At 67.1% G+C, this 23,357-nt stretch carries 24 protein-coding genes; 19 read left to right on the forward strand and 5 right to left on the reverse strand.

Annotation, left to right across the window (positions count from 1 at the left end):
- Positions 1–3: 3 nt before the first annotated feature.
- Entirely contained in the window at positions 4–948 is a 945-nt protein-coding gene (locus AC37TH_RS17495; RefSeq protein WP_490765624.1) for a TetR/AcrR family transcriptional regulator, read from the reverse strand.
- Positions 949–1,068: 120 nt separating this feature from the next.
- On the opposite strand from AC37TH_RS17495, the gene AC37TH_RS17500 reads away from it, so the two are divergent.
- Together AC37TH_RS17500 and AC37TH_RS17505 are read left to right on the forward strand one after the other, a co-directional pair.
- Positions 1,069–2,028 (forward strand): ATP-binding cassette domain-containing protein, encoded by a 960-nt coding sequence (locus AC37TH_RS17500; protein ID WP_490765625.1) that lies wholly within the window; start codon positions 1,069–1,071, stop codon positions 2,026–2,028.
- Positions 2,025–2,855, forward strand: coding sequence for an ABC transporter permease (locus AC37TH_RS17505; RefSeq protein WP_490765626.1), 831 nt, complete (start codon positions 2,025–2,027; stop codon positions 2,853–2,855). Before AC37TH_RS17500 ends, AC37TH_RS17505 begins: the two co-directional genes overlap by 4 nt.
- A gap of 98 nt (positions 2,856–2,953) precedes the next feature.
- On the opposite strand, the gene AC37TH_RS17510 is transcribed toward AC37TH_RS17505, so the two are convergent.
- Complete coding sequence (locus tag AC37TH_RS17510; protein WP_490765627.1) at positions 2,954–3,589, reverse strand: HAD family hydrolase; 636 nt, start codon at positions 3,587–3,589, stop codon at positions 2,954–2,956.
- Positions 3,590–3,651: 62 nt separating this feature from the next.
- Here AC37TH_RS17510 and AC37TH_RS17515 point away from each other — a divergent pair, with 62 nt between their 5' ends.
- From AC37TH_RS17515 to AC37TH_RS17575, 13 genes are all read left to right on the forward strand, one after another.
- On the forward strand, positions 3,652–4,374 hold the full coding sequence (locus AC37TH_RS17515) for an L-threonylcarbamoyladenylate synthase (RefSeq protein ID WP_490765628.1): 723 nt from the start codon (positions 3,652–3,654) through the stop codon (positions 4,372–4,374).
- 3 nt (positions 4,375–4,377) lie between these two features.
- Complete coding sequence (locus tag AC37TH_RS17520; protein ID WP_490765629.1) at positions 4,378–5,652, forward strand: MraY family glycosyltransferase; 1,275 nt, start codon at positions 4,378–4,380, stop codon at positions 5,650–5,652.
- Entirely contained in the window at positions 5,649–6,206 is a 558-nt protein-coding gene (locus AC37TH_RS17525) for a Cg1360 family ATP-synthase-associated protein (protein WP_490765630.1), read from the forward strand. The genes AC37TH_RS17520 and AC37TH_RS17525 overlap by 4 nt, the downstream gene beginning before the upstream one ends.
- Positions 6,207–6,378: 172 nt before the next feature.
- Positions 6,379–7,176, forward strand: a complete 798-nt coding sequence (gene atpB / locus AC37TH_RS17530) for a F0F1 ATP synthase subunit A (protein ID WP_490765631.1) — start codon at positions 6,379–6,381, stop codon at positions 7,174–7,176.
- 51 nt (positions 7,177–7,227) lie between these two features.
- Complete coding sequence (gene atpE / locus AC37TH_RS17535) at positions 7,228–7,458, forward strand: ATP synthase F0 subunit C (protein WP_085369378.1); 231 nt, start codon at positions 7,228–7,230, stop codon at positions 7,456–7,458.
- Between the two features lie 32 nt (positions 7,459–7,490).
- Positions 7,491–8,048, forward strand: coding sequence for a F0F1 ATP synthase subunit B (locus AC37TH_RS17540; RefSeq protein ID WP_490765632.1), 558 nt, complete (start codon positions 7,491–7,493; stop codon positions 8,046–8,048).
- The gene (locus tag AC37TH_RS17545) at positions 8,048–8,842 is read left to right on the forward strand and encodes a F0F1 ATP synthase subunit delta (protein ID WP_490765633.1); all 795 of its coding nucleotides are present in this window, start codon (positions 8,048–8,050) and stop codon (positions 8,840–8,842) included. The genes AC37TH_RS17540 and AC37TH_RS17545 overlap by 1 nt, the downstream gene beginning before the upstream one ends.
- Positions 8,843–8,865: 23 nt before the next feature.
- Complete coding sequence (gene atpA, locus AC37TH_RS17550; RefSeq protein WP_490765634.1) at positions 8,866–10,503, forward strand: F0F1 ATP synthase subunit alpha; 1,638 nt, start codon at positions 8,866–8,868, stop codon at positions 10,501–10,503.
- 45 nt (positions 10,504–10,548) lie between these two features.
- Complete coding sequence (locus tag AC37TH_RS17555) at positions 10,549–11,448, forward strand: F0F1 ATP synthase subunit gamma (protein ID WP_490765635.1); 900 nt, start codon at positions 10,549–10,551, stop codon at positions 11,446–11,448.
- A gap of 41 nt (positions 11,449–11,489) precedes the next feature.
- Positions 11,490–12,953 carry a F0F1 ATP synthase subunit beta gene (gene atpD, locus AC37TH_RS17560; RefSeq protein ID WP_490765636.1) on the forward strand — a complete coding sequence of 488 codons (1,464 nt, stop codon included), beginning with the start codon at positions 11,490–11,492 and terminating at the stop codon, positions 12,951–12,953.
- Between the two features lie 2 nt (positions 12,954–12,955).
- Positions 12,956–13,216, forward strand: coding sequence for a F0F1 ATP synthase subunit epsilon (locus tag AC37TH_RS17565; RefSeq protein WP_055892062.1), 261 nt, complete (start codon positions 12,956–12,958; stop codon positions 13,214–13,216).
- Between the two features lies 1 nt (position 13,217).
- Entirely contained in the window at positions 13,218–13,775 is a 558-nt protein-coding gene (locus AC37TH_RS17570) for a P-loop nucleotide/nucleoside kinase family protein (protein ID WP_490765637.1), read from the forward strand.
- Position 13,776: 1 nt separating this feature from the next.
- The gene (locus AC37TH_RS17575) at positions 13,777–14,583 is read left to right on the forward strand and encodes a YaaA family protein (protein ID WP_490765638.1); all 807 of its coding nucleotides are present in this window, start codon (positions 13,777–13,779) and stop codon (positions 14,581–14,583) included.
- Positions 14,584–15,116: 533 nt separating this feature from the next.
- Here AC37TH_RS17575 and AC37TH_RS17580 read toward each other — a convergent pair.
- Both AC37TH_RS17580 and AC37TH_RS17585 read right to left on the reverse strand, forming a co-directional pair.
- On the reverse strand, positions 15,117–15,791 hold the full coding sequence (locus AC37TH_RS17580; RefSeq protein WP_490765639.1) for a DNA-3-methyladenine glycosylase I: 675 nt from the start codon (positions 15,789–15,791) through the stop codon (positions 15,117–15,119).
- On the reverse strand, positions 15,788–16,285 hold the full coding sequence (locus AC37TH_RS17585) for a methylated-DNA--[protein]-cysteine S-methyltransferase (RefSeq protein ID WP_490765640.1): 498 nt from the start codon (positions 16,283–16,285) through the stop codon (positions 15,788–15,790). Before AC37TH_RS17585 ends, AC37TH_RS17580 begins: the two co-directional genes overlap by 4 nt.
- Before the next feature lie 114 nt (positions 16,286–16,399).
- Here AC37TH_RS17585 and AC37TH_RS17590 point away from each other — a divergent pair, with 114 nt between their 5' ends.
- The 4 genes from AC37TH_RS17590 (at position 16,400) to AC37TH_RS17605 (ending at position 21,844) form a co-directional block, all read left to right on the forward strand.
- A complete protein-coding gene (locus AC37TH_RS17590) occupies positions 16,400–17,371 on the forward strand; it encodes an aldo/keto reductase (protein WP_490765641.1) in 972 nt (323 codons plus the stop codon).
- Between the two features lie 98 nt (positions 17,372–17,469).
- Complete coding sequence (locus AC37TH_RS17595) at positions 17,470–18,120, forward strand: TetR/AcrR family transcriptional regulator (RefSeq protein WP_490765642.1); 651 nt, start codon at positions 17,470–17,472, stop codon at positions 18,118–18,120.
- Between the two features lie 8 nt (positions 18,121–18,128).
- On the forward strand, positions 18,129–19,862 hold the full coding sequence (locus AC37TH_RS17600) for an ABC transporter ATP-binding protein (protein ID WP_490765643.1): 1,734 nt from the start codon (positions 18,129–18,131) through the stop codon (positions 19,860–19,862).
- On the forward strand, positions 19,859–21,844 hold the full coding sequence (locus tag AC37TH_RS17605; RefSeq protein ID WP_490765644.1) for an ABC transporter ATP-binding protein: 1,986 nt from the start codon (positions 19,859–19,861) through the stop codon (positions 21,842–21,844). Before AC37TH_RS17600 ends, AC37TH_RS17605 begins: the two co-directional genes overlap by 4 nt.
- A gap of 89 nt (positions 21,845–21,933) precedes the next feature.
- Here AC37TH_RS17605 and AC37TH_RS17610 read toward each other — a convergent pair whose 3' ends face one another.
- Complete coding sequence (locus AC37TH_RS17610; RefSeq protein WP_490765645.1) at positions 21,934–23,322, reverse strand: NAD(P)/FAD-dependent oxidoreductase; 1,389 nt, start codon at positions 23,320–23,322, stop codon at positions 21,934–21,936.
- Positions 23,323–23,357 lie beyond the last annotated feature (35 nt).

Below are 23,357 nucleotides of genomic sequence, written 5' to 3' on the forward strand. Positions count from 1 at the left end.
GCTTCAGCCTCGCTTCGCCGCCTCTTTCGCCGCTTCCTTCGCCAGCCGTTCGCGCACCTTGGCGATCACCTCGCGCTCCCGCTTCCGCGCCTCGCGCACCCGCGACTCCGCCTCTCTGCGCGCCTTCGTCGCCTCCCGGATCGCCTTGTCGTTCGGCACGGGCTCCGGCCGCGGCTCGTACGCGGTGACGTCTTCGCCGCTGCGCCGAGCATCCACATAGTGCGCGATCCCGTCCAGGATGCGTTCCAGCCCGAACGCGAAGTCGTCCTGCTCATCCTCGCCCTCTGCGTCGGCGTAGACCCCGGAGCGCACGAGCGGCGCGAGGTACGGGAACCGCTCCGGCGTGACGAGCTCGGCCAGCGCCTCGGTGAACGCCTCGCCGTATTTCGGCGGCCCTGAGACCTCGCGTGACCGCGTCACATCCCGTTCGACGACGCCCACTGCGCGCGCATACGAGCTCAGCAGCAGCGCGGTCGACATCTTCTCCGGCTCGGTGAGCGGCAGGTCTTTCATCACCCGGAGCCCCCAGTCGAGCACCGCGAGGTTGTTGGGCATGAGCGGCATCCCGGAGATCGGGATGTCCGGGAACCACGGGTGCGCCTCGATCACCTGGATGCTCGCCATCGCCCAGAGCCGCAGCCCGCTGCGCCAGTCGGTGTCTTCCTCTTCGGACGGGATCGGCACAGCGCAGACCGTGTCCTGCATCAGGGCCAGGACGTCGTCTTTGCTGGTGACGTAGCGGTAGAGCGACATCGTGGTGAAGCCGAGCGTCGTGGCGATCTTGCTCATTGAGACGGCGGGGAGGCCTTCGTCGTCGGCGATCTGGATCGCGGCGTCCACGATGCGCTCGATGCTCAGTTCGCGTTTCGGTCCGCGCTGCGGGCGCTCGGCGACGCCCCAGCTGAGCGCCACTGCTCGGGGGAGTGCTTCTTCGACGGCATCGGCCATGTCGCGCCCTTTCGGTTGTTGACACCCATCCTAGAACTGTGTATACCTTAAACAAAACCGTATGCACCATAAACAGTTTGCGTCGTACTCAGTTCGAGGAGGCGCAGAAAGGAACCGATCATGACAGCTCAAGCGATCCGGATCGCCGGCCTCCGGAAGTCGTTCGGCGACCAGCGGGTGCTGGACGGCATCGACCTCGACGTCGCAGCGGGAAGCGTGTTCGCGCTGCTCGGACCCAACGGCGCAGGCAAGACGACGCTCATCAACATCCTGTCCACCCTGGTGGCTCCGGATGCGGGGGAAGCGTCGGTCTGCGGACACGATGTGGTCACGGGCAGGGAAGGCGTGAAGCGCTCGATCAGCCTCACCGGCCAGTCCGCGGCCGTCGACGACGTGCTGACGGGGGAGGAGAACCTCCGCATGATGGCGAGGCTCTCCGGATACTCGCCGGCGGGCGCCCGCCGACGCACGGCGGAGCTGATCGAGCGCTTCGACCTCGCCGACGCGGCCCGCAAGCGGGTCAAGGCGTACTCCGGTGGGATGCGCCGCCGCCTCGACCTCGCACTCAGCCTGGTGGCGACGCCGCCGGTCATCTTCCTCGACGAGCCGACCACCGGCCTCGACACCCGCAGCAGGCAAGCCCTCTGGGCGACGATCCTGGACCTCGCCGCACAGGGCATCACGATCTTCCTCACCACGCAGTATCTGGACGAGGCCGACCAGCTCGCCGACCGCATCGCCGTGATCGACCACGGCATCGTCGTCGCCGAGGGCACGGCGGCCGAACTCAAGGCGCGCGTCGGGGGAGAGGTCGTCGAACTCAGGAACGCGGACGACGAGATCGTCCGAGAACTGCCGACGGATGGCAGTGTTCATGGACTCCGCTCCGCCATCGACCAGCTGGATGCGGCGGCCGTGCCCGGCGCGAGTGTCAGCATCCGCAAGCCGAGCATGGACGACGTGTTCCTCGCGCTCACCTCCGGCGGCGCATCCACTGCCGGAACCGCACCCACCGCATCCACTGCATCCACCGCATCCACCGCGTCCCGCACCGCTGAAGAACTGGAGGTCACCCGATGACTGTCGCCCTGGAAACCCGCCAGAACCACACGCCGAACCACACCCCGGTCGCCGCCGTCGACCGTTCCGTCTCCCGGCTGACGAGCACGGTCGTCTTCATCGGACGGAGCCTGCGCCACACCGTGCGCAACGTCGAAGCCCTGACCATGGCGATCCTGTTGCCGATCATGCTGATGCTGCTGTTCACCTACGTGTTCGGCGGCGCGATCGACCAGGGTGGCGACTATGTGAACTACGTGGTGCCAGGCATCATCCTGCTCTGCGCGGGCTTCGGATCGTCGAGCACCGCGGTCGACGTCGCCGACGACATGACCAACGGCATCGTCGACCGGTTCCGCACCATGCCGTTGCACGCCAACGGGGTCATCACCGGCCATGTTGTCGCGAGCCTCGTGCGGAACCTGCTGGCGACGGGCGTCGTGATCGGCGTCGCCCTGGCCGTCGGGTTCCGGCCGACCGCGAACGTCGCGGAGTGGCTCGGGGCGATCGGGGTCGTCGCCCTGTTCATCCTGGCGATCACCTGGCTCTTCGCCGCCATCGGCCTCGCGGCCAAGAACCCGACGGCCGCGAGCGGCTACGGCTTCGCGCTGCTGTTCCTGCCGTACCTGTCGAGCGCGTTCGTCCCGACCGACACCATGCCGAGCTGGCTGCAGTGGATCGCTGACAACCAGCCGATCACGCCGGTCATCGAGACCATCCGCGCGCTCCTCTTCGGCACCGACGCCGGCACCCGCCCCCTCTGGGCGCTCGGCTGGTGCCTGGCGATCATCGCAGCCTCGTACCTCTGGGCCGCCATCCAGTTCCGCCGCAAGGCCGGCCGCCGCTGACCTGCCCCCGCTCCCTGATCATCGAGTCGGGACTTATGTACGCGACACGCCGGCGTGTCGCGTACATAAGTCCCGACTCGATGATCAGGGGGCGCAGGTCAGGAGCGGGGGCGGGCGGCGAAGGTGTGGATGGCGTCGAGGAGACCGGGGACGTCGAAGCTTCCGTCGGGAAGCTTGGTGAAGTGGAAGGCGTGCATCCCGGCCTCGCGGGCGCCCTCGACGTTGGCGAGAGCATCATCGAACAGGATGGCGTCGCCGGGGGCCACACCGAAGCGGCCGAGCGCGCGGGTGTAGATGCGCCGCTCCGGCTTGCGGGCGCCGAGGACGGCCGAGACCAGGTCGTTGCCCTGCAGGACGTCGACGATCTCCGGCGTCAGCACCGGAAGCGAGTCCCTGAACGGGATGGGGTTGTTGGACAGCAGGGACACCGTGCCGAGGGCCGCCGCCTCGTGCAGGGCGTCGATCGAGCCCTGGATCGGCGTCATGGCGGCCTTCCTGGCCTCCTGCCACTGTTCGAGGGTGAGGCGCGCACCCGTCACGTCGGCGAACGCATCCAGGTATTCGGCGCTGGTCGAATACTCGCCGATCTCGGCGGCGCGCTCGTGGCCGCCCGCCCACCAGGTCGAGGCCAGCTGATACTGGCTCACACCGCTCAGCCGGGACAGCGCCGGCAGGCGCTTGTGGAAGTCGTAGTCGTAGAGGGTCTTGTCGCAGTCGAAGAAGTAGACATCCATCACCACAAGTATCGACCTTCCGACAGGGAACGCACTGATCGCTCAACTATCATGGTTGCGACATGGCTCCCATCTACGACTGCTCGGTCGACTCAGAACTCCTCACCGGCATGAGGCTGGCCCGCGCCGCTATCGGGCGGGGCGAGCTCGTCGTCATCCCGACGGACACGGTGTACGGCGTCGCCGCCGACGCCTTCAACCCTGCCGCCGTCCAGCGACTGCTGGATGCGAAGGGTCGCGGCCGCCAGTCGCCTCCACCCGTCCTCATCCCGGGCATCCCCACGCTGGCCGCTCTCGCGGAAGAGGTCCCGCAGGCGGTGACCGACCTGGTCCAGGAGTTCTGGCCCGGCGGGCTCACCGTCGTGCTCCCCGCCCAGCCGTCGCTCGTCTGGGACTTGGGGGAGACCCGCGGAACCGTCGCGCTGCGCATGCCGAGCGACACCATCGCCCTCGAACTGCTCTCCGAGACGGGCCCCCTCGCCGTCTCGTCCGCCAACCTCACCGGCCGCCCTGCTGCCCGCACCGCCGCGGAAGCAGAGGCCATGCTCGCCGACTCCGTCTCCGTGTACCTCGACGGAGCAGAGGCGGGCGCCGGCTACGACCGCGTCGACGGCAGGGACAGCTCGTCCACCATCGTCGACGCGACAGCGCTCGCCGCGGGAACGGGAAAGCTCCGCATCCTGCGTCACGGCGTGATCTCGGCGGAGCAGCTCCGTGCCGTCGTGGGCGACCAGCTCGCCGACGACCACGTGGAGGAGCCCACCGAGACGCCATCGGACGCCTGAGCCGTGACCCTCCTCCTCGCGCTCGCCCTCATCTCGGCCGTCATCACGTTCGGGATGTCGCTCGTCGTCTACAAGCTGAGTCTCAAATACCGCCTGTACCCCAAGATCCGGGCACGGGATGTGCACACCAGGCCCACCCCGCGGCTCGGCGGCATCGCGATGTTCCTCGGCATCCTGGTCGCGTTCGGCGTCGCCTGGCTGCTGTCGAGCCAGTTCGGCGTGCTGTCGCTGATCTTCTCGGACTCTGGGCCGATCCTCGCCATCCTGGGCGCTTCCCTGCTGATCGTCGTGATCGGCGTCGCGGACGACATCTGGGACCTCGACTGGATGACCAAGCTCGCGGGGCAGTTCGTCGCGGCGGGCCTCGTGGCCTGGCTCGGCGTGCAGATCTACTCCCTGCCGATCGGCGGGCTGACGGTCGGCTCGCCGGTGATGAGCATCATCATCACGCTGTTCGCCATCGTGCTCGTGATGAATGCCATCAACTTCATCGACGGTCTGGATGGACTGGTCGCCGGCGTCGCGCTGATCGCCAACGGGTCGTTCCTCGTCTACACCTACCTGCTGCAGCGCGAGATCAGCCCGCAGAACTACTTCAGCCTGGCCGGGGTCATCGCGGCCATCCTGGTCGGAGCGTGCGCGGGGTTCCTGCCGCTCAACTGGCACCCGGCGAAGATGTTCATGGGAGACGCGGGCGCCCTCCTGATCGGGCTGCTCATGGCGACCTCGGCCATCTCGGTCACCGGAACGATCAACCCGGAGGCGCTGCAGACGCTCGGGAAGTCGTCGCTGGTCCCCGCGTTCATCCCGATCATCCTGCCGTTCGCCGTTCTCATCGTCCCGCTGCTCGACTTCGGGCTCGCCGTCATCCGGCGCCTCCGCGCGGGGAAGTCGCCGTTCAGCGCCGACCGCAAGCACCTGCACCACCGGCTCCTCGACATGGGGCACACGCACCTGCACGCCGTGCTGATCTTCTACGGCTGGACGGCCGTGCTGTCGATCGGCTGCCTGCTGTTCTTCTTCGACCCGTACTGGATGGCGATCGTGTTCATCGCCGTCGGCCTGGTGGTCTGCGCCGCATTCACCCTCGCCCCGCTCAGCCGCAGGAAGGCCACAGAGGCCGCCGCGGAGCTCACACCGGCCGGCACGGACGAAGCGGACGCCACGGCTCGCTATGACCAGCTCGACGTCGCGAGCGAGCGCGCAGCCGCGCCGACGGCGCCGACGCCCGCACGCTCCAACCGACCCCAGACCCCACTCAGCAAGGAGACCCGATGACCGACCACGAAGGCGGCGCCCCCGCCGACGGCCGGCCCGCCGACCCGACCACTCCCGCCGCACCAGCGACACCCCCGACTCCGGCCGCTCCGGCCGCACCCGTGCAGCACGCGCAGCCGTCATCGACGCCGATCCTCAAAGACGTGCTGAAGTACGGGCTCATCCTCGCGCTGGTCATCGCCGTCGTCGGCGCGATCCTCGGCGGCGTCTTCGCCGGCTGGATCGGCGTCACCAGCGCGCTCATCGGCACCCTGATGGCCGTCGTCTTCCTCAGCATCACCGCCCTGAGCATCCTGATCGCCAACAAGTTCGTCGGCACCGACCTGTTCGTCGGCCTGTTCTTCGGGATCGTGCTCGGCGGCTGGCTGCTGAAGTTCGTGCTGTTCCTGGTGCTGGCGTTCGTGCTCAGGGACCAGCCGTGGATCAACCCCGTCGTGCTCTTCCTCAGCCTCATCGCCGGGGTGATCGGGTCGCTCGTCGTGGACATGATCGTCGTCTTCCGGTCGCGGGTTCCGTACGCCAGCGACGTGTCGCTGCCCGGCGAGAAGCACTGATCCGTGTCCGATTCGTTACCCTGCGAAAACTCTTGTAGAGTTGTGGTGATTCCCCACCCGCATAGCGCCTCAGGCTCCAATCGGCGCATGATCCCGGGTGTCCAAATGTTCGTCGCTGCGAGAGCTTTGGCTCGACGCCCCGAAACAGGAGATAGCGCTGTTAGCTAACGCTGTGAACCTGCTGGTCCAGACCGCGAGCTCCGATGATGGTAGCTTCCACGGTCCGTCGATCGATGAGTTCTTCCCGCCCGCCATTTTTTCCATCGGTTCCTTCGAGGTCAACCGGATCATGGTCATCCGCTTCATTGCGGTCCTGGCCATCGTCCTGATCTTCGGACTCGGCACACGTCGCATGAAGATCGTCCCAGGGCGCTTCCAGTCGATCGTCGAGATGGGCCTCGACTTCGTCCGCGTCAACATCGCGGAAGACCTCCTCGGCAAGAAGGACGGCCGCCGCTACCTGCCGCTGCTGACCGCGATCTTCTTCATGGTTCTGTTCATGAACCTGACCGGCATCATCCCCGGTCTGAACATCGCGGGAACGTCCGTCATCGGCGTCCCCCTGGTGCTCGCGATCGTCGCGTACGTCGCGTTCATCTACGCCGGCGTCAAGGCCAGCCCCGGCAACTTCTTCAAGAACTCGCTGTTCCCGCCCGGGGTGCCGAAGGCGCTGTACATCATCGTCACGCCGATCGAGTTCATCTCGACCTTCATCCTGCGTCCGATCACGCTGACGCTCCGACTCCTGATGAACATGGTCGTCGGACACCTCCTGCTCGTGCTGTTCTTCAGCGCGACGGCATTCTTCCTCTTCACGGCCGGCAGCTGGTGGTCGCTCTTCGGAGTGGGCACCATGGCCTTCGGTCTCGCATTCACCCTGTTCGAAATCCTGGTTGCAGTCCTCCAGGCCTACGTCTTCGCACTGCTCACGGCTGTCTACATTCAGCTCGCAGTCGCCGAGGAGCACTAATAACGTTCCGCGCACTCGCACGGAACGCCATCACGGAAGGAAACACATAACGTGGACATCGCTGCTATCTCCGGCAACATTGCCACCGTTGGATACGGTCTCGCGGCCATCGGCCCGGCCATCGGCGTCGGCATCGTCGTCGGCAAGACGATCGAGGGCGTCGCTCGCCAGCCCGAGCTCGCCGGCCGTCTCCAGGTTCTGATGTACATCGGTATCGCATTCACCGAGGCGCTCGCGTTCATCGGTATCGCTACCTACTTCATCTTCACCACCGGTCAGTAATCCTCTTTAACTCTCTTCAGTAAGGAGGAACGATGCTCTACGGTTTGGTTCACACCGCCGCGGAGGCTGCGCAGCGCAATCCGCTCATCCCCGAGTGGTACGACATCGTCGGTTCGCTCATCTGCTTCTTCATCATCCTGTACTTCTTCTGGAAGCTCGTGCTTCCGCGGATGAAGAAGCTGCTCGACGAGCGTGCAGAGGCGATCGAAGGCAACATCGCGAAGGCCGACGAGGCTCAGCACAAGGCGGAGGCGCTCCTCGAGGAGTACACCGCCCAGCTGGCCGACGCGCGTGCCGAAGCGGCGAAGATCCGCGAGCAGGCTCGCACCGACGGACAGAAGATCGTCGCAGAGGCGAAGGACAACGCAACGGTCGAGGCCGCCCGCGTCACCTCCAACGCCCAGGCGCAGATCGAGGCAGAGCGCCAGTCCGCCGTCGTCGCTCTCCGCAGCGAAGTCGGCTCGCTCGCCATCGACCTGGCATCCGGTGTCATCGGCGAAGCGCTCAACGACGACAAGAAGTCCCAGGCGATCGTCGACCGTTTCCTGGCCGACCTCGACGCCAGCGAAAAGGCAGGGTCGAGCAAGTAATGGGAAGCGCCTCCAGAGAAGCACTGGCCAGGTCCGTGTCGGCTCTCGCCGATCAGGGCTCCAAGGCCGATCTGGCGACGGCCGAAGACCTGTTCGCCGCAGGACGAGTCGTCGCAGACTCCGCCCAGCTCCGAGCGGTCGTCAGTGACCCATCGGCAGACTCGGCGGGAAAGACCGCGCTCGTGCAGCGCGTCTTCGGCTCGCTCTCGGCTCCAGCAGTCGAGCTGCTCGGCGTCATCGCCGCCGAGCGCTGGTCCGGTCAGGACGACGTCCTGGCCGCGATCGAAGAGCTCGGTGTCCGGTCGATCGCCCAGTCGGCACCGGACGGTGTCGACATCGCAGCGGAGCTGTTCGCGTTCGGGGGAGCCGTGACCTCCAACGCGCAACTCGAGCTCGCTCTCCGCAGCAAGCTCGCCGACCCCGCGTCGAAGGCCGCGCTCGTCGAGCGTCTGCTCGACGGCAAGGCCTCCGTCCAGACGGTCGCCATCGTGCGCCAGCTGGTGCTGCAGCCGCGTGGCCGCAGCATCCGCGAAGGTCTTCGCGAAGCGGCTCGCGTCGTCGCAGCCCAGTCAGGGTTGACCGTCGCGACGGTGTTCACCGCGAAGCCGCTCCCCGCAGCGCAGGCCGAGCGCCTGCAGCAGGGACTCGCAGCGAAGTACGGACAGAAACTCAAGATCAACCAGGTCGTCGACCCCACCGTCCTCGGTGGACTGCGTGTGCAGATCGGCGACGACGTGATCGACGGCAGCATCGCCTCGCGCATCACCGATTTACGACTTCAGCTGGCGGGCTGACCGCCCCAAGATAGGGAACAACGATGGCAGAACTAACGATCAGCCCCGACGAGATCCGGGACGCGCTCAAGGACTTCGTCAACAAGTACGAGCCCACGAAGGCCGCGACCACTGAGGTCGGACACGTCATCGACGCGTCCGACGGCATCGCGCACGTCGAGGGACTCCCCGGCGTGATGGCGAACGAGCTCATCCGCTTCAGCGACGGCACCCTGGGCCTGGCCCAGAACCTCGACGAGAACGAGATCGGCGTCGTCGTCCTCGGCGAGTTCGAGGGCATCGTCGAAGGCATGGAGGTGACCCGCACCGGCGAGGTCCTCTCCGTCCCCGTCGGCGACGGCTACCTCGGTCGCGTCGTCGACCCGCTCGGCAAGCCGATCGACGGCCTGGGCGAGATCGCCTCGGAGGGTCGTCGTGCGCTCGAACTGCAGGCGCCTGGCGTCATGCAGCGCAAAAGCGTGCACGAGCCCCTGCAGACCGGCATCAAGGCCATCGACGCCATGATCCCCGTCGGCCGCGGCCAGCGCCAGCTCATCATCGGCGACCGCCAGACCGGCAAGACGGCTATCGCGATCGACACGATCATCAACCAGAAGGCCAACTGGGAGTCTGGCGACGTCAACAAGCAGGTCCGCTGCATCTACGTCGCGATCGGCCAGAAGGGCTCGACCATCGCCTCGGTGAAGGGCGCGCTCGAGGATGCGGGCGCGATGGAGTACACCACCATCGTCGCGGCTCCCGCGTCCGACCCGGCCGGCTTCAAGTACCTCGCTCCGTACACCGGCTCGGCCATCGGCCAGCACTGGATGTACGGCGGCAAGCACGTCCTCATCATCTTCGACGACCTGTCGAAGCAGGCTGAGGCCTACCGCGCCGTGTCACTCCTCCTGCGTCGTCCGCCGGGACGCGAGGCATACCCGGGCGACGTGTTCTACCTGCACTCCCGTCTGCTCGAGCGTTGCGCCAAGCTTTCCGACGAGCTGGGCGCCGGTTCGATGACCGGTCTCCCGATCATCGAGACCAAGGCGAACGACGTCTCGGCGTACATCCCGACCAACGTGATCTCGATCACCGACGGCCAGATCTTCCTCCAGTCCGACCTCTTCAACGCCAACCAGCGTCCGGCGGTCGACGTGGGCATCTCGGTCTCGCGAGTCGGTGGCGACGCGCAGGTGAAGTCGATCAAGAAGGTGTCCGGCACGCTCAAGCTCGAGCTCGCCCAGTACCGCTCGCTCGAGGCGTTCGCGATGTTCGCGTCCGACCTCGACCAGGCCAGCCGTCGTCAGCTCGCCCGTGGCGCACGCCTCACCGAGCTGCTCAAGCAGCCGCAGTACTCGCCGTTCCCGGTGGAGGAGCAGGTCGTCTCGATCTGGGCCGGCACCAACGGCAAGCTCGACGAGGTCGCTGTCGAAGACGTCCTGCGTTTCGAGGCAGAGCTTCTGGACCACCTCCGTCGCAACACGGACGTCCTGAACGTGCTCCGCGAGACCAACCAGCTCTCCGACGAGACCGTCGCGACGCTCGAGGCAGAGGTCGACAAGTTCAAGCTCGAGTTCCAGACCGGTGAGGGCAAGCCCCTCGCTTCGGTCGGGCGCGAAGAGTTCGAAGCGATCGCCGAAGAGGATGTCAACCAGGAGCGCATCGTCAAGGCGAAGCGCTGAGCCGCGGCATCGCCCGGCGACAGCAGATAGTTACCTAGGAGAGACATGGGAGCGCAACTTCGGGTCTACCGGCAGAAGATCAAGTCTGCCCAGACGACCAAGAAGATCACTCGGGCCATGGAGCTGATCTCCGCCTCACGCATCCAGAAGGCGCAGGCGCGAGTCGCCGCTTCGTCGCCGTACGCCCGCGCCATCACGCGCGCGGTGTCGGCGGTGGCGACGTACTCGAACGTCGAGCACGTCCTGACCACGGAGCCGGAGAAGATCGAGCGCGCAGCGATCGTCATCTTCTCGTCAGACCGCGGACTCGCCGGCGCGTTCAACACGAACGTGCTCAAGGAGTCGGAGAAGCTCGCAGAGCTGCTTCGGAGCCAGGGCAAGGATGTCGTCTATTTCCTGGTCGGACGCAAGGCGAGCGGATACTTCAGCTTCCGCCGCCGCGGGTTCGAGCGGATGTGGACGGGCGGAACCGACGCCCCGGAGTTCGAGCAGGCCAAGGAGATCGCGGACGCGATCCTCGAATCCTTCCTGCGCGACGCGGCCGACGGCGGCGTGGACGAGATCCACGTCATCTACAACCGCTTCGTGAGCATGCTGACGCAGGAGCCGGAAGTGGTCCGTCTGCTTCCGCTCGAGGTCGTGGAAGGTGTGGAGGAGCCCGGCGACAAGCAGATCCTCCCGCTCTACGAGTTCGAGCCGGATGTCGGCACCGTGCTCGACTCACTCCTCCCGGTGTACATCGAGAGCCGCATCTTCAACGCCATGCTGCAGTCCGCAGCGTCCAAGCACGCTGCAACCCAGAAGGCGATGAAGTCCGCGAGCGACAACGCTGACAAGCTCATCACCGACTACACCCGTCTGGCGAACAACGCGCGCCAGTCCGAGATCACCCAGCAGATTTCCGAGATCGTCGGCGGTGCGGACGCACTGAGCTCCGCCAAGTAACTCGGACGACACACGTTTAGCAAACGAGAAGAGAAGACACCATGACTACCGCAACCGCCGAAGCTCAGGCTTCGACCGCGCAGCCGGCCGGCGTCGGGCGTATCGCCCGCGTCACCGGTCCTGTCGTCGACATCGAGTTCCCCCACGACTCGATTCCTGGCATCTACAACGCGCTCAAGACGACGATCACGATCGGCGAGGAGTCGACCGAGATCACCCTCGAGGTCGCACAGCACCTCGGCGACGACCTCGTCCGTGCCATCGCGCTCAAGCCGACCGACGGCCTGGTCCGCGGCGGAGAGGTCCGCGACACCGGCGCACCCATCTCGGTGCCCGTCGGCGATGTGACCAAGGGCAAGGTGTTCAACGTCACGGGCGACGTTCTCAACGCAGAGCCCGGCGAGACCATCGAGATCACCGAGCGCTGGCCGATCCACCGCCAGCCCCCGGCGTTCGACCAGCTCGAGTCGAAGACGCAGCTCTTCGAGACCGGCATCAAGGTCATCGACCTCCTCACCCCGTACGTGCAGGGTGGAAAGATCGGCCTCTTCGGTGGTGCGGGCGTCGGCAAGACCGTCCTCATCCAGGAGATGATCCAGCGCGTCGCGCAGGACCACGGTGGTGTGTCGGTGTTCGCCGGTGTCGGCGAGCGCACCCGTGAGGGCAACGACCTCATCCACGAGATGGAGGAGGCGGGCGTCTTCGACAAGACCGCCCTCGTCTTCGGCCAGATGGACGAGCCGCCGGGAACGCGTCTCCGTGTCGCGCTCTCCGCGCTGACCATGGCGGAGTACTTCCGCGATGTCCAGAAGCAGGACGTGCTGCTCTTCATCGACAACATCTTCCGCTTCACGCAGGCCGGTTCCGAGGTCTCCACGCTGCTCGGCCGCATGCCGTCCGCCGTGGGTTACCAGCCGAACCTCGCCGACGAGATGGGCGTCCTCCAGGAGCGCATCACCTCGACCCGTGGACACTCGATCACCTCGCTGCAGGCGATCTACGTCCCCGCCGACGACTACACCGACCCGGCGCCGGCGACCACCTTCGCCCACCTCGACGCCACCACGGAGCTGTCGCGTGAGATCGCGTCGAAGGGTCTGTACCCGGCCGTCGACCCGCTGACCTCGACGTCGCGCATCCTCGACCCCCGCTACTTGGGCGAGGACCACTACCGCGTCGCCACCACGGTCAAGCAGATCCTCCAGAAGAACAAGGAACTGCAGGAGATCATCGCCATCCTCGGTGTCGACGAGCTCTCCGAGGAAGACAAGATCACGGTGTCGCGTGCGCGCCGCATCCAGCAGTTCCTCTCGCAGAACACCTACATGGCGAAGAAGTTCACCGGTGTCGAAGGTTCGACGGTTCCGCTGAAGGACACCATCGAGTCGTTCGACGCCATCGCCAAGGGCGAGTTCGACCACGTGGCGGAGCAGGCGTTCTTCAACGTCGGCCCGATCACCGATGTCGAAGAGAAGTGGGCTCAGATCCAGAAGGAGAACGGCTAACAATGGCTGTCCTCAATGTCAGCGTCGTCGCCGCCGACCACGAAGTGTGGTCGGGCGAGGCGAGCATGGTCGTCGCGAAGACGGTCGAGGGTGAGATCGGTATTCTCCCCGGCCACGAACCGCTGCTCGCCATCCTCGCCTCCGGCGAAGTGCGTGTGACCCTGAACGGAGGGGAGTCGATCAAGGCGCAGGCCGACGACGGCTTCCTCTCCGTCGAGAACAACACGGTCACGGTGGTGGCCCGTCAGGCGGAGCTCGTCTGACATGGCCGAGCAACCCGTCACCGTCGACCGTCAGTTCGGCGACGTCCGCGTCCCCATCCTGATCGCGATGGCGGGTCTGCCCGGTTCGGGCAAGTCGACGCTCGCCGAGATCATCGGCGCGCGTCTCGGCGCCACCACGGTGTCCGTCGATCCCATCGAAGCGTCCATCCTGCGTGCCGGCATCGACTCCGACCAGCCGACGGGCCTCGCGGCCTATCTGGTGGCGGAGACGATGGCGGAGCAGGTGCTGCAGTCCGGCCACTCGGTGATCGTGGACGCGGTCAACGCTGTCGAGCCCGCACGGCTGCAGTGGCGCGACCTCGCGGAGCGATCCGGCGTGAAGCTGCGCGTGATCGAGGTCGTCTGCTCCGACGACGAACTCCACCAGTCCCGGCTGGCCAAGCGTGAGGGACTGACGGCGGCGTATGCCGTGGAGCAGAGCGTCGACGAGTACGACGAGTGGAGGGGCGCGTGCGCCACTCTGCCCCGTGTCACGATCGACACGGCCTCGCCCCTCGGCCAGAACGTCGAGATCGCGCTCGACTTCCTGGTGGCCTAGGTTGCTCATCCTCCTTCCGCCCTCCGAAACCAAGCGTGACGGGGGAGCGGAAGCCCCGCTCGACCTCGACCGGCTGCGCTTCGCCGCGCTGAAACCGGTTCGCAGAAACGTCCTCGCCGCCGTCGCGGCGCTCTCCAAGAACCGCGCGCACAGCATCTCGGCTCTGAAGCTCGGCCCCAAGCAGGCGGGCGAGGTCGATCGCAACCGCGCGATCCGGTCCTCCGCGACGATGCCCGCGCTCAGTCGCTACACCGGCGTGCTCTACGACGCTCTGGATGCGCACACACTGACTGCCGAGCAGTGGGCTTTCGCGGGTTCCACGGTCGTGGTGCAGTCGGCACTGCTCGGCCCGGTCGCGGCAACGGATCTGATCCCGGCCTACCGGTTGTCCTTCGACTCGCGCCTGTCGCTGGAGAAGGGCGTGCCGAACCTCAAGAAGAGGTGGGCGCCCGCAGCGGGGGCGGTGTTCGACGCGCATCCCGGTCTCATCGTCGACCTGCGCTCGGAAGGGTATGCCGCGCTCGGACCGCTCCCTGCGCGTCCGGATGCCCACTATGTGCGCGTGCTCGCCAGGGACGCTGGCGGTCACGTTCGTGCGCTCAACCACTTCAACAAGCAGGCCAAGGGGCTGCTCACCCGTGCACTGATCGAGGCGGGCGCCGATTTCGCGACGACGGGCGAGCTGCTCGCCTGGGCTGCTGCCGAGAGTTACGAACTGCGGGCGGCGGGCGACGGCTCGACGGCACTGGAGCTGATCGTTCCCGAGGTGGCGGGGGAGCCCGGCAAGCTGATGGCCGTTCTGCGCTGAGTTTCGCCGTGGCGGCCGCGAGCTGCCGCTGTGCGCTGTGCGCTGTGCCCTGTGCTGCGGTGGCTTGCGTCGCGGCGCGCTGTGGGCTGTGCCCGGGCTGGGACGATGTCGAGATTGTGCGTTAATCGGTGGTGGAGTTTCTAAAACTGAGATATGCTCAATCTAGGTGAAGCTCTCAGAAAGCTTCGCATCGGGCAATGCGAGCAGGAGGAGGAGCCAGCCAGCCGAGGTGGTCGGGGGCGTTCATTGTTGAACGGCCTCCTGGCCTCGCCTATCAGTCGGGCCGACGCAACGGAAACCCGGCGTGATCCCCTCACGCCGATCTCCCAGGCCGGATGCGCGATGACACAACAGATTCCGCCTGCGGTCGGGCACGTGCGGACGTGACATCGCCAGCGAGATCCGGTGCTTCGAAAAAGAGTGCCGTCGTCGGCCCGACCCCCCCTTCTTGCTGGTGGGTTTCACCCAGCCCGGACCCTGACGGGCCCGGGCGTCCAACCTGCCCGGACGTCCAAACTGACACGGCGCCCGTGTCAGGCCGCGCGGAAACATCCTTCGAAGTGGTCGTCGACCATCCCGGTGGCCTGCATCAGCGCGTACATGGTTGTGGGCCCGACGAAGCGGAACCCGCGGCGGCGGAGCTCCTTGCTCAGGGCGGTGGACTCCGCCGTCACCGCAGGGACCTCGGCCCAGGCACGCGGACGAGGCCTGGCGGAACCGTCGGGGGCGAAGCTCCACATGAGCTCGTGCAGCGGAACGTCGAGCTCGAGCGTTGCGCGCGCGTTCGAGATGGTGGCCTCGATCTTGCCCCGGTGGCGGATGATTCGCGCATCCTGGAGTAGTCGCTCGATGTCGGACTCCGTCATGGCGGCGACGGCGGACGGCTCGAACCCGTGGAAGACCTCGCGGAACGCCGGGCGCCTCCGGAGAATGGTGATCCACGAGAGGCCGGCCTGAAAGCCCTCGAGGCACAGCTTCTCGTAGAGGGCGCGGGAGTCGTGCTGCTCGCGGCCCCACTCCTCGTCGTGGTAGCGGCGGTACTCCGCGTCGTTCGCGGACCAGGAGCAGCGCGCGAGGCCGTCGTCGCCGACGATGACCGCGACGCCGGCCGGACTGGCCGGTGTAACAGGCGCCGCCGTCGCCTGGGCGGAAAGGGAGGAAGAAGGGGAAGGAACGGTGGACTGTTCGTCGGTGGGCGCGGTGCTCATGCGGCCAGCATGATCCCTTCGTGCGTGAGAAGCCACAGCTTGGTGGGGATGCCGTCGCCACCGCTGTATCCCGTGATCTTGCCGCTCGACGACAGCACGCGGTGGCAGCCGACGATGATCGGGATGGGGTTGGCTCCGACGGCGCCGCCGATCGCGCGCCCCGAACCGGGGCGACCGATCTCGAGGCCGAGCTCGCCGTAGGACGTGAACGTGCCGAACTCGAGCTCCGAGAGCCGCTCCCACACGGCGACCTGGAACGCCGTGCCGGCGAACGTGACCGGAAGGTCGAAGTCGTGGCGGTCGCCGGCGAAGTACTCCCGCAGTTGCTCCTCCGCACGTTCGAGCACCTCGGTGGTGCGCTCCTGATGCTCCTCAAGGGGGAGGTGGCCCGATCGTTCGATGGAGAGGGAGGTGATGGCGTGACCGTCGCTGGTCAGCTCGATGCGGCCGATGGGACTCGGCATCCGTGTGAGGTAGGCGAAGGAAGTGCTCATGTGAAGACTCTACGGGGGACCGCCGACGGTCACTCGCGGAAAACGGACATGGGGGATAAGTCGTCTTCGGGCGTCGGCTGTGTAGGGATCGGCTGTGCTGCCTAGACTCGGAGCATGGCAGAAATCGACTACCGTCCCCTCGGGAACTCAGGGCTCATCGTCTCGACCATCGGCCTCGGCTGCAACAACTTCGGACGCGAAGGAACAGCATCCGAGACCCAGGAGGGAACGGACGCCGTGATCGGCGCCGCGATCGACGCGGGCGTCACCCTGTTCGACACCGCGGACATCTACGGCAAGGAGCGCGGCCTCTCCGAAACGCTGATGGGGAAGTCCCTCGCCGGCAAACGCGACCAGATCGTCCTCGCCACCAAGTTCGGGATGGACATGGCGGGCAGCAACGGGCCGGACTGGGGGGTCCGCGGGTCGCGCCGCTACATCCGGCTCGCCGTCGAGGCGTCACTGCGGAGGCTGCGCACCGACTGGATCGACCTCTATCAGCTGCACCAGCCGGACACCACCACGCCGATCGAGGAGACTCTGTCGACCCTCGACGACCTCATCTCCGAGGGCAAGATCCGGTACATCGGCCACTCGAACCTTGCAGGCTGGCAGATCGCGGAGGCGGAGTTCACCGCGGAGCTGAACGGGCATCCGAAGTTCATCTCGTCGCAGAACGAGTACAGCCTGCTGGTCAGGGATGCCGAGCGCGAGGTGCTCCCGGCCGTCAACCAGTACGGGCTCGGCTTCCTGCCGTACTTCCCGCTCTACAATGGCCTGTTCACAGGCAAGTTCTCGCGCGACGGCGGCCCGTCGGACAGCCGCATCATGATGATCAGGCGCCACCTCGTCGACAACGCGCCGTGGGATGTCATCGAGCGCTACCAGGCGTTCTGCGACGAGCGCGGGGTGACGATGCTCGCCGCGACTTTCGCGTGGCTTCTCGCCCAGCCCGGCCTCACCAGCGTCATCGCCGGCGCGACCAAGCCCGAGCAGATCACCGCGAACGCCGAAGCTGCGACTGCCTGGCGTCCCACCGCCGACGACCTCGCCGCCATCTCTGACCTCTTCGCGCCCGCCGCCTGACTCCAACGCTCGCCCCGGAGCGCGGGCGCCGTGTTGTTCGCCGTGGGCGAACGGCATGATCGTTGTGAGTGAGTACTCACTCCGCGTAGGATCAGCGCGTGGATCTGACGGAAGACGACCTGAAACGCCCGTCGCGCGCGCAGCCGCTCAGTCAGGAGGACAGGCGCGCGATGATCATCGACGCTGTCATCCCGCTGCTGGTCGAACACGGCCGGGGGATGACGTCGAAGCAGATCGCCGAAGCCGCCGGGATCGCGGAAGGCACCATCTTCCGGGCGTTCGGCGACAAGGAAACGCTGGTCCAGGCTGCGATCGACAAATACCTCGATCCCGAGCCGCTCCGGGATGCGCTGCGTGCCATCGACCCCGCCCTCCCGTTCGAGCACAAGATCCGCGCCGTGGTCTACCTGCTCCGCGAGCGATTCGAGAGCGTCATGCGCATCATGGCCGTCGTCGGACCGCAGCGGCCGCCCGTCCCGCAGGAGCGCGGTCACTTCGCGGCCATCATCGGGCGTCTGCTCGAACCGGAGGCCGACCGGCTGAACTGGCCGCCCGAACGCGTCGCCCACCTCCTGCGGCTCATCAGCTTCTCCGCAGCCTTCCCCGCGCTCAACGACGGACTCGAATTCAGCGTCGACGACCTCGCTCGCTTCGCGATGGTCGGCATCGCCGGTCAGCCCATCGACCCCATCACCTCGGCGTCCGACCTCGTGCCGGACACCGCACCCGCCCCGCAGTCCGCATCGTAGGAGAATCCATGTTGCTCAAACTCCTCGGCCGGTTCCTCCGGCCGCACTGGCCGCTCCTCGTCGGGGTGGTGTTCTTCCAGCTCGCGCAAGCGCTGCTGTCCCTGTGGCTGCCGACGCTGAACGCCGACATCACCGACAACGGCATCGCCAAGGGCGACACCAACTACATCATCTGGGTCGGCGCCGGGATGCTCGGGGTCACCCTCGTGCAGGTCGCCTGCTCCATCACCGCCGTCTACTTCGGGGCGAAGGTCGCGATGAGGGTCGGCCGCGACCTGCGCGGCTCGATCTTCCAGAAGGTCGGCGAGTTCTCCGAGCGCGAGGTGTCGAAGTTCGGCGCCCCGTCGCTGATCACCCGCAACACGAACGACGTGCAGCAGGTGCAGATGCTCGTTCTGATGACCTGCACCCTGCTCGTCTCCGCCCCGATCCTCGCGATCGGCGGCATCATCCTGGCGATGCAGCAGGACATCCAGCTGTCGTGGCTGATCGCGGTGAGCGTCCCCATCCTGTTGGTGGCCGTCGGCCTCATCATCACGCGCATGGTGCCGTTGTTCCGCAAGATGCAGGAGCGGATCGACCGTGTCAACCGGGTGCTGCGCGAACAGCTCACCGGCATCAGGGTGGTGCGTGCGTTCGTGCGGGAGGACATCGAGTCCAGCCGGTTCAGGAAGGCGAACGAGGACGTCACGGACACCGCGTTGCGAGCCGGGCGCCTGTTCGCGCTGATGTTCCCGATCGTGATGCTCGTGCTCAACGTGTCGAGCGTCGCCGTGATCTGGTTCGGCGGGTTCCGCATCCAGGACGGGTCGATGCAGATCGGCACGCTGACGGCGTTCCTGCAGTACCTCATGCAGATCCTGATGGCCGTGATGATGGCGACGTTCATGGCCGTGCTCGTGCCGCGCGCCGCCGTCTGCGCCGACCGCATCGGGGAGGTGCTCGGCACGGAGTCCTCCGTGCGCATCCCGAGCTCGCCTGTCACCGAGCTAGACGCGCACGGGACGCTGGAGTTCGTCGACGTCGGGTTCTCCTATCCCGGCGCCGAGCAGCCGGTGCTGAGCGATGTGACCTTCCTCGCGAAGACGGGCCAGACCACCGCGATCATCGGCAGCACCGGATCGGGTAAGACCACACTGGTCAACCTCATCCCGAGACTGTTCGACGCCACCAGCGGGCTCGTTCTGGTGGACGGCGTCGACGTGGCGGAGCTCGACCCCGACCTGCTCTGGTCGCGCATCGGGCTCATCCCGCAGAAGCCGTACCTGTTCTCCGGAACAGTCGCCTCGAATCTCCGCTATGGCAAGCCGGACGCGACGGACGATGAGCTCTGGCAGGCGCTGGAGATCGCGCAGGCGCGCGACTTCGTCGACGCGATGCCGGAGAAACTGGATGCGCCGATCTCCCAGGGAGGCACCAACGTCTCCGGCGGGCAGCGCCAGCGGCTCGCCATCGCACGCGCCCTGGTGAAGCGTCCGGAGATCTACGTGTTCGACGACTCGTTCTCCGCCCTCGACACGGCGACGGATGCGCGGCTGCGACAGGCGCTGTCCCGCCAGGTGTCCGACGCGACCATGATCGTCGTCGCCCAGCGGGTGTCCACCATCGTGGACGCCGACCAGATCATCGTGCTGGAAGACGGCCGCGTGGTCGGCCGCGGAACGCACGACGAACTCCTTGAGACCAACGAGACGTACGCGGAGATCGTGTCGTCGCAGCTCACCGCGGAGGAAGCAGCATGAGCGACAGCACCGAAACCGAGGACCGCGCCCCCGCACGCCCGCCCGCGCGTCGTGGCGGCCCGGGGGGCGGCGGCCCGTTCGGAGGAATGCAGGGACCGGTCGAGAAGTCGCTGAACTTCGGCCCCTCCGCCAAGCGCCTGGTCGGCCGGCTGCGGCCGGAGGCGATCGGCATCACGTTCGTCACGCTGCTCGCCGTGGTGAGCGTCGTGTTCGCCGTGCTCGGGCCGAAGCTGCTCGGCAACGCGATCAACCTGGTGTTCGCCGGGTCGCTGTCGTCGCAGTTCCCGAAGGGCGCGACCCAGGAGCAGGTGATCGCGGGCCTGCGTGCTTCGCACCAGGACCAGCTGGCCGATCTGCTCTCCGGCACCACGTTCACGCCGGGTGCCGGGATCGACTTCACCGCCGTCGGCCATGTGCTGATGTGGGTGCTGGCGCTGTACATCCTGTCGTCGGTGTTCAGCTACCTGCAGGCGTACGTGCTGAACGGCATCACCCAGCGCACCGTGTACCGGCTGCGTGAGGAGGTCGAGGCGAAGATCCACCGCCTTCCGCTCAAGTACTTCGACGGGATGCAGCGCGGCGAACTGCTCAGCCGGGTCACCAACGACATCGACAACATCTCGCAGACCCTGCAGCAGACGATGAGCCAGCTGCTCACGTCGCTGCTGACCGTCATCGGCGTGATCGTGATGATGTTCGTGGTCTCGCCGCTGCTCGCGGTGATCGCGCTCATCACCATCCCGCTCACGCTCATCATCACCACGGTGATCGCCAAGCGGTCGCAGAAGCTGTTCGTGGCTCAGTGGAAGAACACCGGCGAGCTGAACGGCCAGATCGAGGAGGCGTTCACCGGTCACGCGCTGGTGAAGGTGTTCGGCCGTCACCGCGAGGTGGAGGAGCAGTTCCGGCTGAAGAACGAGGAGATGTACCAGGCGAGCTTCGGCGCGCAGTTCATCTCAGGCATCATCATGCCGGCGATGATGTTCGTCGGGAACCTGATGTACGTCGTGATCGCCGTGGTCGGTGGACTGCAGGTGGCGAGCGGCGCGATGCAGCTCGGTGACGTGACCGCGTTCATCCAGTATTCGCGGCAGTTCACCCAGCCGCTCACGCAGCTGGGCTCGATGGCCAACCTGCTGCAGTCCGGCGTCGCGTCGGCCGAGCGGGTGTTCGAGCTGCTGGATGCGGACGAGCAGTCGAAGGACCCGGTTGAGCCGCAGAGCCCGCAGGGCACGAAGGGTCGCCTGGCGTTCGAGGACGTGTCATTCCGCTACACGGAGGACAAGCCGCTCATCGAGGATCTGTCGCTCGTCGCCCAGCCTGGCCAGACGGTCGCGATCGTCGGTCCGACCGGCGCTGGCAAGACCACACTGGTGAACCTGATGATGCGGTTCTACGAGCTGGACTCCGGCCGCATCACCCTCGACGGCGTCGACATCGCCTCGATGACCCGCCTCGACCTCCGCAGCCGCATGGGCATGGTGCTGCAGGACACCTGGCTGTTCAACGGCACGATCCGCGAGAACATCGCATACGGGCGACCGGATGCGTCAGAGGAGGAGATCATGGATGCGGCGCGTGCCACATACGTGGACCGCTTCGTGCACTCGCTCCCTGACGGCTACGACACGGTGCTCGACGACGAGGGCGGCAACGTCTCCGCTGGCGAGAAGCAGCTGCTGACGATCGCGCGGGCGTTCCTCGCCCGGCCGAGCGTGCTCATCCTGGACGAGGCGACGTCGTCGGTCGACACCCGCACCGAGGTGCTGGTGCAGAAGGCGATGGCGGCGCTGCGCTCCGACCGCACGTCGTTCGTGATCGCGCACCGCCTGTCCACGATCCGGGATGCGGACCTCATCCTGGTCATGGAGGCCGGCCGCATCGTCGAGCAGGGCACTCACAACGAGCTGCTCGCAGCGGGCGGCGCCTACTACACCCTCTACAACGCCCAGTTCGCCGCCCCGGTCTCCGACGAGGCCTGAGCCGCGCAGCAATCGAGCCGGGACTTGTGCACGCTACGCCTCGGCGTGTCGCGTGCATAAGTCCCGGCTCGATTGCTTGGGGCGGGGCGTCAGTGGCCGGTGAGGGGAGCCATCAGTCGGGCGGCGACGGAGGGGCGGCCGGTGAGGCGCTCCTCGAGGTCGGCGAGTTCGGTGCCGACGAGACCGGCGTTCGCTCCGGCGAAGCGCAGCGGCTCGGGCTCCCAGCGCGGGGAGCGGTGGCCGACCCAGGGGAGCGCGGTGAGTGCGGTGCGGGTGCCGCCGAGGAGATCGGCGACCGTGCGCCCGGCGAGGTTTGTGGTGCTGAGGCCGTCGCCGACGTAGCCGCCCGCCCACGCTTCGCGCGCATCCCGGTCGTAGCCGACGCTCGCGTGCCAGTCGCGCGGGACGCCGAGCGGGCCGCCCCAGTGGTGGGTGATCCGCGCACCCGCCGCATCCGGGAACAGGTCGACCAGGGCGCGCGCGAGGTGATCGCGCACGCGGGGCGCGCGGTCGTATTCGGGCAGGATCGTGCTGCCGAGGTGGTAGCGGGCGCCACGGCCGCCGAACGCGAACCGGTTGTCGGCCGTGCGCTGGCCGTAGATGATCAGGTGCCGGAAGTCGGCGAAGGTCTGGCCGTGCTCGATGCCGATGCTGTCCCAGACGTCGTCGGAGAGCGGTTCGGTGGCGATCATCAGCGAGTACAACGGCAGGATGCGGCGTCCCACCTGGGGCAGCTGCGAGCCGTAGCCTTCCGTCGCGTTCACGACCGTGCCGGCTCGGACCGTGCGTACCAGGCCCCCGGACACCGCCGTGACGACGCCGTCCGTCCAGGAGAGGACCTCGGTCTTCTCCGCGATGGTCGCGCCGCGGGACTCGACGACGCGGGCGAGGCCGCGAACCAGCTTGGCCGGGTGGACGCGCGCGCAGTCCGGCGTGAACGTCGCGGCCACCGCATCCGTTGCCCCGAAGCGGCTCCGCACCGTGTCCGTGCCGAGGATCGAGACGGTGTCGACGCCGAACTCTTTCGCCTCGGCGTATTCGGCGCGGGCAGAGGCGAGCTGCACTCGGGAGCGTGCGAAGGTGACCGTGCCGCCGCGGACGTAGTCGCAGTCGATGCCCTCGGCGGCGGCGACACGACCGACCTCGCCGACGGTGTCGATCATCGCCCGGCGCTGGGCGACGGCCGCGGCGAACCCGTAGCGGGCCTGCAGGGCGGACGCCGACCACGGGAAGAGCGCGGAGCACCAGCCGCCGTTGCGTCCGGAGGCGCCGAACCCGGCGACCTCCTTCTCCAGCAGCACGATCCGCAGCGACGGGTCGGCCTCCTGCAGGTAGTACGCCGTCCACAGCCCCGTCAGCCCAGCGCCGACGATCGCGACGTCCGCCTCCAGATCGTCACTCAGCCCCGGCCTGGCGCGAAACCCGTCCTCCTCCGCCTCGATGGACGCGAACCAGAACCCCACCCGCTCATACGACACAGCGCATCCTCTCTCGCAAAAGAAACGAGTCCGGA

It is taken from the genome of Leifsonia sp. McL0627, from assembly GCF_058244615.1.

Bases quoted from the DNA above. Each gene is read 5' to 3' on its own strand.
- AC37TH_RS17500 (WP_490765625.1), top strand. From the start codon at position 1,069: ATGACAGCTCAAGCGATCCGGATCGCCGGCCTCCGGAAGTCGTTCGGC.
- AC37TH_RS17510 (WP_490765627.1), bottom strand. From the start codon at position 3,589: ATGGATGTCTACTTCTTCGACTGCGACAAGACCCTCTACGACTACGAC.
- AC37TH_RS17495 (WP_490765624.1), bottom strand. From the start codon at position 948: ATGGCCGATGCCGTCGAAGAAGCACTCCCCCGAGCAGTGGCGCTCAGC.
- atpD (WP_490765636.1), top strand. From the start codon at position 11,490: ATGACTACCGCAACCGCCGAAGCTCAGGCTTCGACCGCGCAGCCGGCC.
- AC37TH_RS17505 (WP_490765626.1), top strand. From the start codon at position 2,025: ATGACTGTCGCCCTGGAAACCCGCCAGAACCACACGCCGAACCACACC.
- AC37TH_RS17515 (WP_490765628.1), top strand. From the start codon at position 3,652: ATGGCTCCCATCTACGACTGCTCGGTCGACTCAGAACTCCTCACCGGC.
- AC37TH_RS17565 (WP_055892062.1), top strand. From the start codon at position 12,956: ATGGCTGTCCTCAATGTCAGCGTCGTCGCCGCCGACCACGAAGTGTGG.
- AC37TH_RS17555 (WP_490765635.1), top strand. From the start codon at position 10,549: ATGGGAGCGCAACTTCGGGTCTACCGGCAGAAGATCAAGTCTGCCCAG.
- AC37TH_RS17580 (WP_490765639.1), bottom strand. From the start codon at position 15,791: ATGAGCACCGCGCCCACCGACGAACAGTCCACCGTTCCTTCCCCTTCT.
- AC37TH_RS17545 (WP_490765633.1), top strand. From the start codon at position 8,048: ATGGGAAGCGCCTCCAGAGAAGCACTGGCCAGGTCCGTGTCGGCTCTC.
- AC37TH_RS17600 (WP_490765643.1), top strand. From the start codon at position 18,129: ATGTTGCTCAAACTCCTCGGCCGGTTCCTCCGGCCGCACTGGCCGCTC.
- AC37TH_RS17605 (WP_490765644.1), top strand. From the start codon at position 19,859: ATGAGCGACAGCACCGAAACCGAGGACCGCGCCCCCGCACGCCCGCCC.
- AC37TH_RS17590 (WP_490765641.1), top strand. From the start codon at position 16,400: ATGGCAGAAATCGACTACCGTCCCCTCGGGAACTCAGGGCTCATCGTC.
- atpA (WP_490765634.1), top strand. From the start codon at position 8,866: ATGGCAGAACTAACGATCAGCCCCGACGAGATCCGGGACGCGCTCAAG.
- AC37TH_RS17570 (WP_490765637.1), top strand. From the start codon at position 13,218: ATGGCCGAGCAACCCGTCACCGTCGACCGTCAGTTCGGCGACGTCCGC.
- AC37TH_RS17585 (WP_490765640.1), bottom strand. From the start codon at position 16,285: ATGAGCACTTCCTTCGCCTACCTCACACGGATGCCGAGTCCCATCGGC.
- AC37TH_RS17525 (WP_490765630.1), top strand. From the start codon at position 5,649: ATGACCGACCACGAAGGCGGCGCCCCCGCCGACGGCCGGCCCGCCGAC.
- AC37TH_RS17540 (WP_490765632.1), top strand. From the start codon at position 7,491: ATGCTCTACGGTTTGGTTCACACCGCCGCGGAGGCTGCGCAGCGCAAT.